We start from the raw sequence: 14,548 nt of genomic DNA, 5'->3' as shown, positions 1-14,548 counted from the left end.
GAGCTCGAATACCGCACCAGGATTTCACCAAACCCCCACCCCAAGGCATACTTGCCACCCTCCGCACTCCAGAACCCGAAACCGCCCCATGCGTATCCACGTCAGTTTCATCGACCGCGTCGGCATCACCCAGGAAGTCCTGGCGTTGCTCGGTGGGCGCAATCTCAATCTGGATGCGGTGGAGATGGTGCCGCCCAACGTCTACATCGACGCTCCGACCCTCAGTCCGCAGGTGCTGGACGAGTTGCGCGAGGCGCTGTTCAGCGTACGTGGCGTTCAAGCGGTGACCGTAGTGGACATCCTGCCGGGCCAGCGCCGACACCTGCAGCTCGATGCCCTGCTGGCGGCCATGACCGATCCGGTGCTGGCCCTGGACAGCGCCGGCAACATACTGCTGGCCAACCCGGCACTGATTGCCCTGTATGGCCGCGAGCCGGCCGGGGAAAGCGTGGCCAGCCTGTTCGGCGACGAAGCGCTGCTCAGTGCTCTGCTGGAGAACGGTTTCCGCCTGCCGCTGCGGGAGATCACCCTCAACGGCCAGACCTTGCTGCTGGACGCCACGCCCATTACCGACGCCGGTGCCCTGCTGACGCTCTACCCGCCGAATCGCATTGGCGAACGCTTGTCGGCCCTGCACCACGACCACGCCGAAGGTTTTGATGCGTTGCTCGGCGAGTCGCCGGCAATCCGCACCCTCAAGGCCCGGGCCCAGCGCGTCGCAGCCCTCGACGCACCGCTATTGATCCAAGGCGAAACCGGTACCGGCAAGGAACTGGTGGCCCGAGCCTGCCACGCCATCAGCGCCCGCCACAGCGCACCGTTCCTGGCCTTGAACTGCGCCGCACTGCCGGAGAACCTGGCCGAGAGCGAACTGTTCGGTTATGCGCCCGGTGCGTTCACCGGGGCGCAGCGGGGCGGCAAGCCCGGGCTGATGGAGCTGGCGAACCAGGGCACGGTATTCCTCGACGAGATCGGCGAGATGTCGCCCTACCTGCAAGCCAAGCTGCTGCGCTTTCTCAACGATGGCAGCTTCCGCCGGGTCGGCGGCGACCGGGAAATCAAGGTCAACGTGCGGATCCTCAGCGCCACCCACCGCAACCTGGAAAAAATGGTCAGCGAAGGCTCGTTCCGCGAAGACCTGTTCTATCGCCTGAACGTGCTCAACGTCGAAGTCCCGCCGCTGCGTGAACGCGGCCAGGACATCCTGCTGCTGGCCCGCTATTTCATGCAACAGGCCTGCGCGCAGATCCAGCGTCCGGTCTGCCGCCTGGCGCCCGGTACCTACCCCGCGCTGCTGGGCAATCGCTGGCCGGGCAACGTGCGGCAGTTGCAAAACGTGATCTTCCGCGCCGCCGCCATTTGCGAAAGCAGCCTGGTAGACATCGGCGACCTGGACATCGCCGGCACCTCGGTGGCCCGTCAGGGCGATGTGGAAGTCGAAAGCCTGGAGCAGGCGGTGGAGACCTTCGAGAAAAACCTTCTCGAAAGCCTCTACGTCAATTACCCCTCCACGCGCCAGCTCGCCAGCCGCCTGCAAACCTCCCACACCGCGATTGCCCATCGGTTGCGCAAGTATGGGATTTCCAACAAGCCGTAAGCCCTGCGCAGCCCCCACAGGGTTGTGCTGGGCTAGAGAAACGGTTCAAAAACGACCTCCATCTGTACTGAATGCGCTACAGCGGAACGATATCGCTACACTCAACGCCAACATGCGCCAGATAAGGTTTTGATCCACCAACGATTTTATCTGGTCCTCAGTCTGTATCGATTTCGCTACAGCCACGCAAATCCGTCGGCCCCAGAATCAACGCAACCCATTGATCTACCAGCCTTTATCGACATTGGCCGCATTCTTGCTATGGATATCCCCATTCGGCCGGGCCAAGCCCCGCGCCTTTCTTCGCGTCCACCAGACGAATCTGGCCCCAGGAGTTTCCATGAGCGAGTTGCGTTTCACTGAAGATCACGAATGGCTGCGTACCGAAGCCGACGGCAGCGTCACAGTCGGTATTACCGCGTTTGCGCAAAACGCCTTGGGCGATGTGGTCTATGTTCAGTTACCGGAACTGCAAAGCTACGACAAGGGTGCCGAAGCCGCGACCGTGGAATCGGTGAAAGCCGCCAGTGGCGTCTACATGCCCCTCAACGGTGAGGTGCTGGAAGTCAACCCGGCCCTGGAAAGCAATCCGGAACTGGTCAACGAAGATCCGCTGGGCGATGGCTGGTTTTTCCGTTTCCAGCCCGCCAATGCCGCTGAAGTTGGCCAACTGTTGAATCAGGACGCCTACGACCGCCTGATCAAAGCCAACGCCGAAGCCTGAGGAGCCACGACATGAGTATCAATCTGGGCACCGCCAACGAATTCATCGCCCGCCACATCGGCCCGCGGGCCAGCGACGAGCAAGCCATGCTCGAACGCCTGGGCTATGACTCTCTGGAAGCGTTGAGCGCCAGCGTCATCCCGGAAAGCATCAAGGGCACCAGCGTGCTGGACATGGGCGACGGCCAGAGCGAAGCCGATGCCTTGGCCTCGATCAAGACCATCGCCGGTAAGAATCAGTTGTTCAAGACCTACATTGGCCAGGGTTACTACAACTGTCATACCCCTGCTCCGATCCTGCGCAACCTGCTGGAAAACCCGGCCTGGTACACCGCCTACACGCCATACCAGCCAGAAATTTCCCAGGGCCGTCTCGAAGCGCTGCTGAACTTCCAGACCCTGATCAGCGACCTCACCGGCCTGCCGATCGCCAACGCATCCTTGCTGGACGAAGCCACCGCCGCCGCCGAAGCCATGACCTTCTGCAAGCGCCTGAGCAAGAACAAGGGCAGCAACGCCTTTTTCGCCTCCCGTCACTGTCACCCGCAGACCCTCGACGTACTGCGCACCCGCGCCGAGCCCCTGGGGATCGACGTGGTGGTGGGCGACGAGCGCGAACTGAGCGACGTCAACGGCTTCTTCGGTGCATTGCTGCAATATCCAGCCAGCAACGGTGATCTGTTCGACTATCGTGAACTGACCGAACGTTTCCACGCTGCCAATGCCCTGGTGGCGGTCGCGGCGGACCTGCTGGCCCTGACTCTGCTGACTCCGCCAGGCGAATTCGGCGCCGACGTGGCCATCGGCAGCGCCCAGCGCTTCGGCGTGCCGCTGGGCTTCGGCGGCCCGCACGCGGCCTATTTCTCGACCAAGGACGCCTTCAAGCGCGACATGCCGGGCCGTCTGGTGGGGGTTTCCGTGGACCGCTTCGGCAAGCCGGCCCTGCGCCTGGCGATGCAGACCCGCGAGCAACACATCCGCCGCGAGAAAGCCACGAGCAACATCTGCACCGCCCAGGTACTGCTGGCCAACATCGCCAGCATGTACGCCGTTTACCACGGGCCCAAGGGCCTCGTGCAGATCGCCAACCGCATTCATCACCTGACCGCGATCCTCGCCAACGGCCTCGGCGCGTTGGGCTTGAAGGTCGAACAAGCCAGCTTCTTCGACACCCTGACCCTGCACACCGGCGCGCAAACTGCCGCCCTGCACGACAAGGCCCGCGCCCAGCGCATCAACCTGCGCGCGGTGGACGCTGAACGCCTGGGTCTGTCCCTGGATGAAACCACCACCCAGACCGACATCCAAAACCTGTGGGCACTGCTGGCCGACGGCAAGGCCCTGCCGGATTTCGCTGCCCTCGCCGCCAGCGTGCAGAGCCGCATCCCGACCGAGCTGGTACGCCAGTCGCCGATCCTCAGCCATCCGGTATTCAACCGCTACCACTCCGAAACCGAGCTGATGCGCTACCTGCGCAAGCTGGCCGACAAGGACCTGGCCCTGGATCGCACCATGATCCCGCTGGGTTCGTGCACCATGAAGCTCAACGCCGCCAGCGAGATGATCCCGGTGACCTGGGCCGAATTCGGCGCGCTGCACCCGTTCGCTCCGGCCGAGCAGAGCGCCGGTTACCAACAGTTGACCGACGAGTTGGAAGCCATGCTCTGCGCCGCCACCGGTTACGACGCGGTGTCGCTGCAACCCAACGCCGGTTCCCAGGGTGAATACGCCGGCCTGCTGGCGATCCGCGCCTACCACCAGAGCCGTGGCGAAGAGCGTCGCGACATCTGCCTGATCCCGTCCTCGGCCCACGGCACCAACCCGGCCACCGCCAACATGGCCGGCATGCGCGTCGTCGTGACGGCCTGCGATGCCCGTGGCAACGTCGACATCGAAGACCTGCGGGCCAAGGCTATCGAGCATCGCGAACACCTCGCCGCGCTGATGATCACCTACCCGTCCACCCACGGCGTGTTCGAAGAAGGCATCCGCGAAATCTGCGGCATCATTCATGATAACGGCGGCCAGGTGTACATCGACGGCGCCAACATGAACGCCATGGTCGGCCTCTGCGCACCGGGCAAGTTCGGTGGCGACGTGTCGCACCTGAACCTGCACAAGACTTTCTGCATTCCCCACGGCGGTGGCGGCCCGGGCGTCGGCCCGATTGGCGTCAAGTCGCACCTGGCACCGTTCCTACCCGGCCACGCCAACATGGAGCGCAAGGAAGGCGCGGTATGCGCGGCGCCGTTCGGTAGCGCCAGCATCCTGCCAATCACCTGGATGTACATCCGCATGATGGGCGGTGCCGGCCTCAAGCGCGCCTCGCAGCTGGCGATCCTCAACGCCAACTACATTGCCCGCCGCCTGGAAGAGCATTACCCGGTGCTCTACACCGGCAGCAACGGCCTGGTGGCTCACGAGTGCATCCTTGACCTGCGTCCGCTCAAGGACAGCAGCGGCATCAGCGTCGATGACGTGGCCAAGCGCCTGATCGACTTCGGTTTCCACGCCCCGACCATGTCGTTCCCGGTGGCCGGCACGCTGATGATCGAGCCGACCGAAAGCGAATCCAAGGAAGAGCTGGACCGTTTCTGCGACGCCATGATCTGCATCCGCGAAGAAATCCGCGCGGTGGAAAACGGCAGCCTGGACAAAGACGACAACCCACTGAAAAACGCTCCGCACACGGCGGCGGAACTCGTCGGCGATTGGACCCACCCCTACAGCCGCGAACAAGCGGTGTATCCAGTGGCGTCGTTGATCGAAAGCAAGTACTGGCCACCGGTTGGCCGGGTCGACAACGTGTTCGGCGACCGCAACCTGGTCTGCGCCTGCCCGTCGATCGAAAGCTACGCTTGATCTGAGAGGGGGCGGGCTTGCCTGCCCCTCCCTCAATAACACCGCATATCCCTTTGTGGGAGCGAGCCTGCTCGCGATAGCGGTCTGACAGCCGACAGATGTGTTGACTGACACGCCGCTATCGCGAGCAGGCTCGCTCCCACAAGGGAATGCTATGCCACACCTTGATAACTCGATCCCATAAAAAGAAACCGGAGAAACACCATGTCGTTAAGCGTGTTCGACCTGTTCAAGATCGGTATCGGCCCTTCCAGCTCCCATACGGTCGGCCCGATGCGTGCCGCTGCCCGTTTCGTCGAAGGGCTGCGTCGGGATGACCTGCTCGAAACCATCACCAGCGTCAAGGTCGAGCTCTACGGCTCCCTCGGTGCCACCGGCAAGGGCCACGGCAGTGACAAGGCCGTGCTGCTGGGCCTGGAAGGTGAACACCCGGACACCGTGGACACCGAGACCGTCACGGCCCGCCTGCAAGACATCCGCAGCAACGGTCGCTTGAACCTGCTCGGTCAACACCCCATCGAATTCAATGAAAAGCTGCACCTGGCAATGATCCGCAAGCCGCTGGCCTTTCACCCCAACGGCATGATCTTTCGCGCCTTCGACGCGGCGGGGCTGCAGGTGCGCAGCCGCGAGTATTACTCCATCGGGGGCGGGTTCGTCGTCGATGAAGGCGCGGCCGGTGCCGACCGTATCGTCGAAGACGCCACGGTCCTGACCTTCCCGTTCAAGAGCGCCAAGGACCTGCTCGGCCATTGCACCACCTATGGCCTGTCCATCAGCCAGGTGATGCTGACCAACGAAAGTGCCTGGCGCCCCGAAGCCGAGACTCGCGCAGGCCTGCTGAAAATCTGGCAGGTGATGCAGGATTGCGTGGCAGCCGGCTGCCGCAACGAAGGCATCCTGCCGGGCGGATTGAAGGTCAAGCGCCGGGCCGCCGCATTGCACCGCCAGTTATGCAAGAACCCCGAAGCTTCGCTGCGCGATCCGCTGTCGGTACTGGATTGGGTCAACCTGTATGCCCTGGCCGTGAACGAAGAAAACGCCTTTGGCGGACGGGTCGTCACCGCGCCCACCAACGGCGCGGCGGGGATCATTCCGGCCGTGCTGCATTACTACATGCGCTTCATCCCTGGCGCCAATGAGGATGGCGTGGTGCGTTTCCTGCTGACCGCCGCCGCCATCGGCATTCTCTACAAGGAAAACGCCTCGATCTCCGGCGCCGAAGTCGGTTGCCAGGGCGAGGTCGGCGTTGCCTGTTCCATGGCCGCCGGTGCCCTGTGCGAAGTCTTGGGCGGCACGGTGCAACAGGTGGAAAACGCCGCCGAGATCGGCATGGAACACAATCTCGGCCTGACCTGCGACCCCATCGGCGGCCTGGTCCAGGTGCCGTGCATCGAGCGCAACGCCATGGGCTCGGTGAAAGCCATCAATGCCGTGCGCATGGCCATGCGTGGCGATGGTCATCACTTCGTCTCCCTCGACAAAGTCATCCGCACCATGCGCCAGACCGGCGCCGACATGAAAAGCAAATACAAGGAGACCGCCCGCGGCGGCCTGGCGGTCAACATCATTGAATGCTGATGCGCCTCTCTTCATTTTCCCAGGAGCTGATATGTCCACCGAATCATTGTTGAAAACCCCGCTGCACGCACTGCACCTTGAACTTGGCGCCCGCATGGTGCCGTTCGCCGGCTATGACATGCCGGTGCAATACCCGTTGGGCGTGATGAAAGAGCACCAGCACACCCGCGACCAGGCCGGGCTGTTCGACGTGTCCCACATGGGCCAGATCCGCCTGAGCGGCGCCGGCGCGGCCAAGGCCCTGGAAACCCTGGTGCCGGTGGACATCATCGATCTGCCGGTGGGCATGCAGCGCTACGCCATGTTCACCAACGAGAACGGCGGCATCCTCGACGACCTGATGGTCGCCAACCTGGGCAATGACGAGCTGTTCCTGGTGGTCAACGCAGCCTGCAAGGAGCAGGACCTGGCGCACCTGCGTACGCATATTGGCGAGCAGTGCAACATCGAGCCGCTGTTCGAAGCCCGCGCCCTGCTCGCCCTGCAAGGCCCGGCCGCCGTCACCGTACTGGCGCGCCTGGCACCCGATGTGGCGAAGATGACCTTCATGCAATTCCAGCGCGTCTCCCTGCTGGGCGTGGACTGCTTCGTCAGCCGCTCCGGCTACACCGGCGAAGACGGTTTCGAGATATCCGTGCCTGCCGTCGAGGCGGAAAAACTTGCTCGTGCCCTGCTCGCCGAGCCCGAAGTCGCGGCCATCGGCCTGGGCGCCCGTGACTCATTGCGCCTGGAAGCCGGCCTGTGCCTCTACGGCCACGACATGAATGCCGACACCACACCCGTCGAGGCCAGCCTGCTGTGGGCCATTTCCAAGGTGCGACGTGCCGACGGTGCCCGCGCCGGTGGTTTCCCCGGCGCCGAGACGGTATTTGCCCAGCAACAGAACGGCGTGAACCGCAAACGCGTCGGCCTGCTGCCCCAGGAACGCACACCGGTGCGCGAATGCGCGGAGATCGTCAACGAAGCGGGTGAGATTATCGGGGCAGTTTGCAGCGGCGGCTTCGGCCCGACGCTCGGCGGTCCATTGGCGATGGGTTATCTGAACAGTGCATATGTCGCATTGGATACGCCGGTCTGGGCGATTGTGCGTGGGAAAAAGGTGCCTTTACTTGTAAGCAAAACGCCATTCGTTCCACAACGCTACTACCGTGGTTGATTGACTGTTTCTATAAGTAACGCGGTCGCGTTATACGTGCACTAATGTGTAACGCAACCGCCATAAAAAGGTGCATCTTCAGGTAATTGAACGAGCCTTATACCGTTCACTACTTATTGAGTTCCGGTATCGTATAAGCCAAGTCCAGCGAAACGTTTGAAATGCCGTCAAGCTGAGCAAATACGGGCCCTTCAGGGGGGTTGTTTTTTTGTTCATGGTTGGCGTAGAGTTTGGTCACTGTGTTTGCATGGGTCGCTTGGAATCGTGACCTGGGCAGTAGCTTATGAAGTTCGCTACATCCCGCTCGACGTCTCTTACTTTCCTGCAACCCAGCCCCAGTACTCTTTCAGGCGAAAGAGGCTGTCATCAATTTTAGCGTCAAAGGAAATAAGAAAATGTCCCAACGTCAGAGCGGTACCGTCAAGTGGTTCAACGACGAGAAAGGTTTTGGTTTTATCACTCCTGAAAGCGGTCCGGATCTGTTCGTGCACTTTCGCGCGATCCAGGGCAACGGCTTCAAGACCCTGAAAGAAGGCCAGAAGGTCACTTTCGTTGCGGTGCAAGGCCAGAAAGGTATGCAGGCTGACGAAGTACAAGCTGAAGCCTGAGGCTTTCGCGAACGAAAAAGCCCCTGATTGATATCAGGGGCTTTTTTATGGGCGTAAATCCGTAGAATGGGCTTCTTTTTGTCCGAGGCCGTCATGCCGAAACACTTGCTCACCCCACAGGGCGATTTCCCCCCCGTCGGCATGGGCCGTCGCCTCGCAGCGATGTTCTATGACTTTCTACTGTGTACGGCGCTGTTGATCGTCACCAGTGGCGCGTACAAGATGATCCAGATGGCAATCATCGGCGAAGAAAGAATGCGCGCCCTGACCGAGTCCGGCGCGCTGGACGGTGACCCGCTGCTGTCTACCGTGCTGCTGTTCGTATTGTTCGGCTTCTTCGCCAAGTTCTGGACCCACAACGGCCAGACCCTGGGCATGCAGGTGTGGTGCATCCGCGTACAGAACGCCGATGGCACGGCCATCAGCCTGTGGCAGGCGCTGTTGCGCTTCGTGGTGTCGATTGCGTCATTGCTGCTGGTGGGGCTGGGCTTCATCTGGGCGCTGTTCGACAAGCGCAAGCGCAGCTGGCATGACATCTATTCGGATACTCAGCTGGTGCGGATTCCGAAGAAGACCAAGTGAGGCCAGCCTGGGCGGCCGATGATGAACCCCGTGGCGAGGGAGCTTGCTCCCGCTCGACTGCGCAGCAGTCGCAAATGCTTATGCGCGTTCAAGTAACCCAGCACCGGAGAGAGGGGCTGCTGCGCAGCCCAGCGGGAGCAAGCTCCCTCGCCACAGGGGTTTCATAGGCCTTGAGACCTTTGCGGTCCCGAAGCTTGTCGATCAGGCGTTACCCGCCAATTTCATCCGCGCCGCCTGGGTAAAATCCAGCATGCGCTTGAGCGGGCGGATAGCCTGGGGAATCAGCGCCGGGTCGACGAAGATTTCATTGGCGCCCTCCTGCAAGCTCTTAAGGGTACGTTCCAGGGTATTCATCGCCATCCACGGGCAGTGCGCGCAACTGCGACAGGCAGCGCCGTTGCCCGCGGTTGGCGCTTCGATAAAGACCTTGTCCGGGCACAGCTGCTGCATCTTGTAGAAAATGCCGCGGTCGGTGGCGACGATCAGCGTCTTGTTCGGCAGGCTCTGGGCGGCGGCGATCAGTTGGCTGGTGGAGCCCACCGCGTCCGCCAGTTCGATCACCGAAGTCGGCGATTCCGGGTGCACCAGGATCGCGGCATCCGGGTACAGCGCCTTCATGTCCTCCAGCTGCTTGGACTTGAACTCTTCGTGGACGATACAGGCTCCGTCCCACAGCAACATGTCGGCACCGGTCTTGCGTTGGATGTAGGTACCCAGGTGCTTGTCCGGGCCCCAGATGATCGTCTCGCCGTTGTCCATCAGGCTCTCGACGATTTCCAGCGCACAGCTGGACGTCACCACCCAGTCGGCACGGGCCTTGACCGCCGCCGAGGTGTTGGCATACACCACCACGGTGCGCTCCGGATGCTGGTCGCAGAACGCCGAGAACTCGTCCACCGGGCAACCCAGATCCAGGGAGCAAGTGGCTTCCAGCGTCGGCATCAGCACGCGTTTCTCAGGGTTGAGGATCTTGGCGGTCTCACCCATGAACCTGACCCCGGCCACCACCACGGTCTTGGCCGGATGGGCGTTGCCGAAACGGGCCATTTCCAGGGAGTCGGACACGCAGCCGCCGGTCTCTTCAGCCAGGGCCTGGATGATCGGGTCGCAGTAGAAGTGCGCAACCAGCACCGCGTCCTGAGCCTTGAGCTCGGCGGCGATGGCGGCGCGATACCAGGCCTCTTGTTCGGCGCTCAGCGGCTTGGGCTGCTTGGCGTCGAGGTGGGCCTGGACCAGAAGGCGTTCGGAAATTTGCGTCATGTTCGCAAGACCTGCAAGCGCGTTTAGCGCGAAAGTCGAGTATACACCCGGCTCCGGACCACTCGGGTACCGCCGGGACAATGGGGATCAATCAGGCACGGGACAGCGTCAAGCCGGCAAGGCTACAGAATATCCCCTCGATGCAAAAGATCATTCTGACCTGCGTCCGGCCAGGCTGGGGTTCGCCTGCTCCACCGGGGTCACTAAGCCCGGGGACGGAATAAACAGGACAGGCGGCGAACGCCAGTGTGGCGAGGGGATTGATCGCCTCGCCACAGCAGCGAGCCGCATTTGATTATTAAATAGGCCTCACCAGTTTTCAGTTTGCCCATCGCAAGGCGCCCTGGCCTAAATGGGGCTTTATCCAACCAAGGCCCTGTCATGGAAAACATTCGAACCTCAACCACCCACGCCATCTGGCTGATGGTCAGCATCGTTCTGGTGGCGCTGAACCTGCGGCCCTCGATGGCGGCGGTCGGGCCGTTGTTGTCGGCCATTCGCGGCGAGGTGTCGTTGAATTTCAGTACCGCCTCGCTGCTGACCATGTTGCCGGTCATGGCGATGGGCCTGGCGATGTTCCTGGGCATGCGCATCGCCCTGCGCGTCGGCGAACACCGCACCATCGTGCTGTCGCTGTTGATCATTGGCATCGCCACGGCCTCGCGCTTGTACCTGGACAGCACCGTCGGGTTGATCGCCAGTGCGATCGTGGCCGGGCTCGGGATCGCCTTGATTCAGGCTGTGATGCCGGCACTGATCAAGTCGCGCTTCGCCGACAACGTCTCTCTGTTCATGGGCTTGTACGTCACCTCCATCATGGGCGGGGCGGCGATTGCCGCATCGTTTTCACCCTTTGTCCTGACGCAGACTGGCAGTTGGCGCGCCGGCCTGGCGATCTGGGCATTGTTGGCGCTGGTTGCCTTGGGCTGCTGGTACGCCCAGCGCTCGAACATCACGCCCTTGCCCGAAACAGCGTCCCGGCATCACGAAGCGTTTTCCAGCAACGCCCGGGCCTGGCTACTGGCGACATTCTTCGGCTTGGGCACTGCTTCCTACACCTGCGTACTGGCCTGGCTGGCGCCCTACTATGTGGAAAAAGGCTGGAGTGAACAGCACGCGGGCTTAATGCTGGGGTTTCTTACGGCGATGGAGGTGCTGTCCGGCCTGGTCACCCCGGCGCTTGCCAACCGAAGCCGGGATAAACGCCTGGTCCTGACAGTCCTGCTGGTTTTGATCATGACGGGCTTCTGCGGCCTGATCCTCAGCCCGGAACGCCTGAGCCTGCTGTGGCCGTGCCTGTTGGGGCTAGGTATTGGCGGGCTGTTCCCGATGAGCCTGATCGTGTCGCTGGACCATCTGGATAACCCGCGCAGGGCCGGCGGCCTGACGGCGTTCGTGCAAGGGATCGGCTATCTGATCGCCGGACTTTCGCCGTTGATTGCCGGATCGATTCGCGACCAGCTGGGAAGCTTCGAGTGGGCCTGGTGGTCGCTTACCGCGGTCATGGCGTTAATGATGCTGATGGTGATGCGGTTCAACCCGAAGCGCTACGCGCAACACATCCAGTGATTCAGACATTCATCCCCGGAGCCATCGAGCAAGCTGCGGGTTCGCCGGCCACTTTTCCACAGGCAAAAAAAAAATCTGGAAATCCTCACTTTCGTGGGCCTTCCAGACTTTTAAAACTGCTAAAAATGGTGGGTCGTGTGGGATTCGAACCTACGACCAATTGGTTAAAAGCCAACTGCTCTACCAACTGAGCTAACGACCCGCTGTGTGGTGGCGCGTATAATACTGATTTCTAAGGACTATTCAACACTTAATTTGAAATAAATCAAAAATAAGGGGTTGGATCGCTCACGCCCGCCGCTGCGAAGCCTTCAGCACGCAGGCGGCAGCTGTCGCACTTGCCGCAAGCGCGGCCCTGATCGTCGGCCTGGTAGCAGGAAACAGTCAGCCCATAGTCCACGCCAAGCTTCACGCCCGCCTTGACGATGGCGGCCTTGCTCAGATTCTGCAATGGAGCCTGGATACGGAACCCCTGACCCTCTACGCCGGCCTTGGTCGCCAGATTGGCCATGCGCTCGAACGCTTCGACGAACTCCGGGCGGCAGTCCGGGTAGCCTGAATAATCCACCGCATTGACCCCGATGAAGATGTCACGGGCACCCAGGACTTCGGCCCAGCCCAAGGCCAGGGACAGGAACACGGTGTTGCGTGCCGGCACATAAGTCACCGGGATGCCTTCGCTCGGCGCCTCGGGTACGTCGATGGAACTGTCGGTCAGGGCCGAACCGCCGATGCCGTTGAGATTCAGGCCGATTACCTTATGCTCCACAACGCCCAAGTCAAGGGCCACGCGCTCGGCGGCTCGCAGTTCGGCGCGGTGCCGCTGGCCATAGTCGAAACTCATGGTGTAGCAGCGGTAGCCCTCGGCGCGGGCCATGGCCACGACCGTGGCCGAATCCAGGCCGCCGGACAGCAGGATGACCGCACGTTTCTCTACCATGTTCGATTGCTCAGTCATATCAGCGCCCCGGTTCGTCGTTCCAAAGATATTTATGCAACTGCAGTTGCAGGCGCACCGGCAGGTTATCCGCCACCACCCAATCCGCCAGCTCCCGAGCGTTCAGGTCATGATGACTCGGTGAGAACAATACCTCGCCGGCCCGCTGATCCAGCCCGTATTGGATGAGCTTGGACACAGCCCAGTCGTAATCCTCTCGCGAGCAGATGACGAACTTGACCTGATCGTTGGGCGTCAACAGCTCGATGTTTTCGTAACGGTTGCGATGCGCTTCCTTGGAACCCGGGGTTTTCAGGTCCAGGACGCGGCTGACCCGCGTATCGACCGCCGAGATGTCCAGCGCGCCGCTGGTTTCCAGCGAGACCTCGTAGCCGGCATCACACAGCCGCTTGATCAGCGGAATGGCATTGGGTTGTGCCAGTGGCTCGCCGCCCGTGACGCAGACATAGCGCGGACGATAGCCGGCCACTTGTTCAAGGATATCGTCGAGGGTACGCAAAGTGCCGCCGCTGAAGGCGTAGGCGCTGTCACAGTATTGGCAACGCAACGGACAACCGGTGAGGCGCACAAATACCGTGGGCAGCCCGGCCGTTCGCGTTTCACCCTGTAACGAGTAAAAAACTTCGGTGATTCTCAATGTGTCTTGCATAGTCGCCACGGGCGTAACAGCTAAACAGGCTGTCCGCCTCCGTCAGGCACTTCAAGGAACCCCGCCAACGCGTAGATCCCAAAAAGCGTGTTTCATAAAAGGGCGTGAATTCTAACGAAAAAACCCGCGACAGGCGCGGGTTTCTTCAATACGGGCTCAAACCGGCTTACATGCGCTGTAGATCGCGCTGGGCCAGTTGGGCGGCTGAGGTGCCCGGGTACTGGGCCACCACTTGCTGCAAGATGCCCTTGACCTTGTCGGTATGACCGAGGCGGCGCTCTACGTCAGCCAGCTTGTACAGCGAATCCGGCACCTTGGCGTGCTTGGGATACAGCTGCGACACCTTGGCGAACGCCTGGCCAGCGCCTTGCAGGTCGCCTTTGGCCAGGTTCACTTCGCCCAGCCAGTACTGAGCATTGCCCGCGTACTGGCTGTTGGGGTACTTGCGCAGGAAAGCGGCGAAGGCCTGGCTGGCCTTGTCGAAATCCTTGGCTTTGATCAGGTCGAAGGCGGCATCGTAGTAGAGCTTTTCCTTCGCCGGGTCGGCCGGTTCGCCGCCGGCGGCAGGTGCCGGAGCGGCTGCCCCCGCGCCTGCGGCAGGTGCTGCACCGGGGGCGTTCAAGTCGCCACCGGTACCAGAATTCTCAGGAGTCGCGGCAGGTGCAACGCCGGTTCCTATGCGCCGATCAAGATCCTGGTATCGCTCCAGGTTTTCCTGCTTCATGCGCGAAATATCATTCTGCAGAACTTCAATCACGCCTTGCTGGCGCGACAGCTGATCCTGCATTTGCTGGAGCTGGTTGAACAGCTCGCCCTGTGCCGAGACAGGGGCCGAAACCCCTCCCCCGGCATAGGCGCCGTTCGTACCGTAACCCGCAGGCGGATAGCTGCTCCCGCTATTGTTATAGCCGGCATCGTTATCGACCACAGGAACCGCAGCCCACGCCGCAAGCGGCGCGAGGCTGAGAGCCAGAACAGTTACAGCACGACGGCACGTTCGCAT

Annotated in this window: 12 protein-coding genes and 1 tRNA gene; 8 read left to right on the top strand and 5 right to left on the bottom strand. The window is 61.7% G+C overall.

What is annotated here, in order from left to right; translation table 11 throughout:
• Positions 1–88 precede the first annotated feature (88 nt).
• The 7 genes from ACLEJR_RS09455 (at position 89) to ACLEJR_RS09425 (ending at position 9,109) form a co-directional block, all read left to right on the top strand.
• Positions 89–1,597: a sigma-54-dependent transcriptional regulator gene (locus ACLEJR_RS09455; RefSeq protein WP_440799151.1), complete on the top strand. Its 1,509-nt coding sequence runs from the start codon at positions 89–91 to the stop codon at positions 1,595–1,597.
• 340 nt (positions 1,598–1,937) lie between these two features.
• Positions 1,938–2,321: a glycine cleavage system protein GcvH gene (gene gcvH / locus ACLEJR_RS09450; RefSeq protein ID WP_440799153.1), complete on the top strand. Its 384-nt coding sequence runs from the start codon at positions 1,938–1,940 to the stop codon at positions 2,319–2,321.
• Between the two features lie 11 nt (positions 2,322–2,332).
• Positions 2,333–5,182: an aminomethyl-transferring glycine dehydrogenase gene (gcvP, locus tag ACLEJR_RS09445; protein WP_440813482.1), complete on the top strand. Its 2,850-nt coding sequence runs from the start codon at positions 2,333–2,335 to the stop codon at positions 5,180–5,182.
• 204 nt (positions 5,183–5,386) lie between these two features.
• Positions 5,387–6,763: an L-serine ammonia-lyase gene (locus ACLEJR_RS09440; RefSeq protein WP_440799157.1), complete on the top strand. Its 1,377-nt coding sequence runs from the start codon at positions 5,387–5,389 to the stop codon at positions 6,761–6,763.
• 31 nt (positions 6,764–6,794) lie between these two features.
• On the top strand, positions 6,795–7,919 hold the full coding sequence (gcvT, locus tag ACLEJR_RS09435) for a glycine cleavage system aminomethyltransferase GcvT (protein WP_440813480.1): 1,125 nt from the start codon (positions 6,795–6,797) through the stop codon (positions 7,917–7,919).
• A 395-nt stretch (positions 7,920–8,314) separates the two neighbouring features.
• Complete coding sequence (locus ACLEJR_RS09430) at positions 8,315–8,527, top strand: cold-shock protein (protein ID WP_440799161.1); 213 nt, start codon at positions 8,315–8,317, stop codon at positions 8,525–8,527.
• A 93-nt stretch (positions 8,528–8,620) separates the two neighbouring features.
• Positions 8,621–9,109 (top strand): RDD family protein, encoded by a 489-nt coding sequence (locus ACLEJR_RS09425; RefSeq protein ID WP_440799163.1) that lies wholly within the window; start codon positions 8,621–8,623, stop codon positions 9,107–9,109.
• A 201-nt stretch (positions 9,110–9,310) separates the two neighbouring features.
• Here the strand turns inward: ACLEJR_RS09425 and nadA are convergent, their stop codons facing one another.
• Positions 9,311–10,369, bottom strand: coding sequence for a quinolinate synthase NadA (nadA, locus tag ACLEJR_RS09420; RefSeq protein WP_440799165.1), 1,059 nt, complete (start codon positions 10,367–10,369; stop codon positions 9,311–9,313).
• A 381-nt stretch (positions 10,370–10,750) separates the two neighbouring features.
• Here nadA and ACLEJR_RS09415 point away from each other — a divergent pair, with 381 nt between their 5' ends.
• Entirely contained in the window at positions 10,751–11,938 is a 1,188-nt protein-coding gene (locus ACLEJR_RS09415) for a cyanate transporter (protein ID WP_440813477.1), read from the top strand.
• 126 nt (positions 11,939–12,064) lie between these two features.
• On the opposite strand, the gene ACLEJR_RS09410 is transcribed toward ACLEJR_RS09415, so the two are convergent.
• From ACLEJR_RS09410 to ybgF, 4 genes are all read right to left on the bottom strand, one after another.
• Positions 12,065–12,140, bottom strand: a tRNA-Lys gene (locus tag ACLEJR_RS09410).
• Between the two features lie 63 nt (positions 12,141–12,203).
• Entirely contained in the window at positions 12,204–12,878 is a 675-nt protein-coding gene (gene queC / locus ACLEJR_RS09405) for a 7-cyano-7-deazaguanine synthase QueC (protein ID WP_440813607.1), read from the bottom strand.
• A 19-nt stretch (positions 12,879–12,897) separates the two neighbouring features.
• Positions 12,898–13,545 carry a 7-carboxy-7-deazaguanine synthase QueE gene (queE, locus tag ACLEJR_RS09400; protein WP_245142993.1) on the bottom strand — a complete coding sequence of 216 codons (648 nt, stop codon included), beginning with the start codon at positions 13,543–13,545 and terminating at the stop codon, positions 12,898–12,900.
• Positions 13,546–13,711: 166 nt separating this feature from the next.
• Positions 13,712–14,548 (bottom strand): tol-pal system protein YbgF, encoded by an 837-nt coding sequence (ybgF, locus tag ACLEJR_RS09395; RefSeq protein WP_440813474.1) that lies wholly within the window; start codon positions 14,546–14,548, stop codon positions 13,712–13,714.

The organism is Pseudomonas sp. SMN5, from assembly GCF_052041925.1.
In the GTDB taxonomy this organism is placed as follows: domain Bacteria; phylum Pseudomonadota; class Gammaproteobacteria; order Pseudomonadales; family Pseudomonadaceae; genus Aquipseudomonas.
This window is presented reverse-complemented; position numbering and strand designations above follow the sequence as displayed.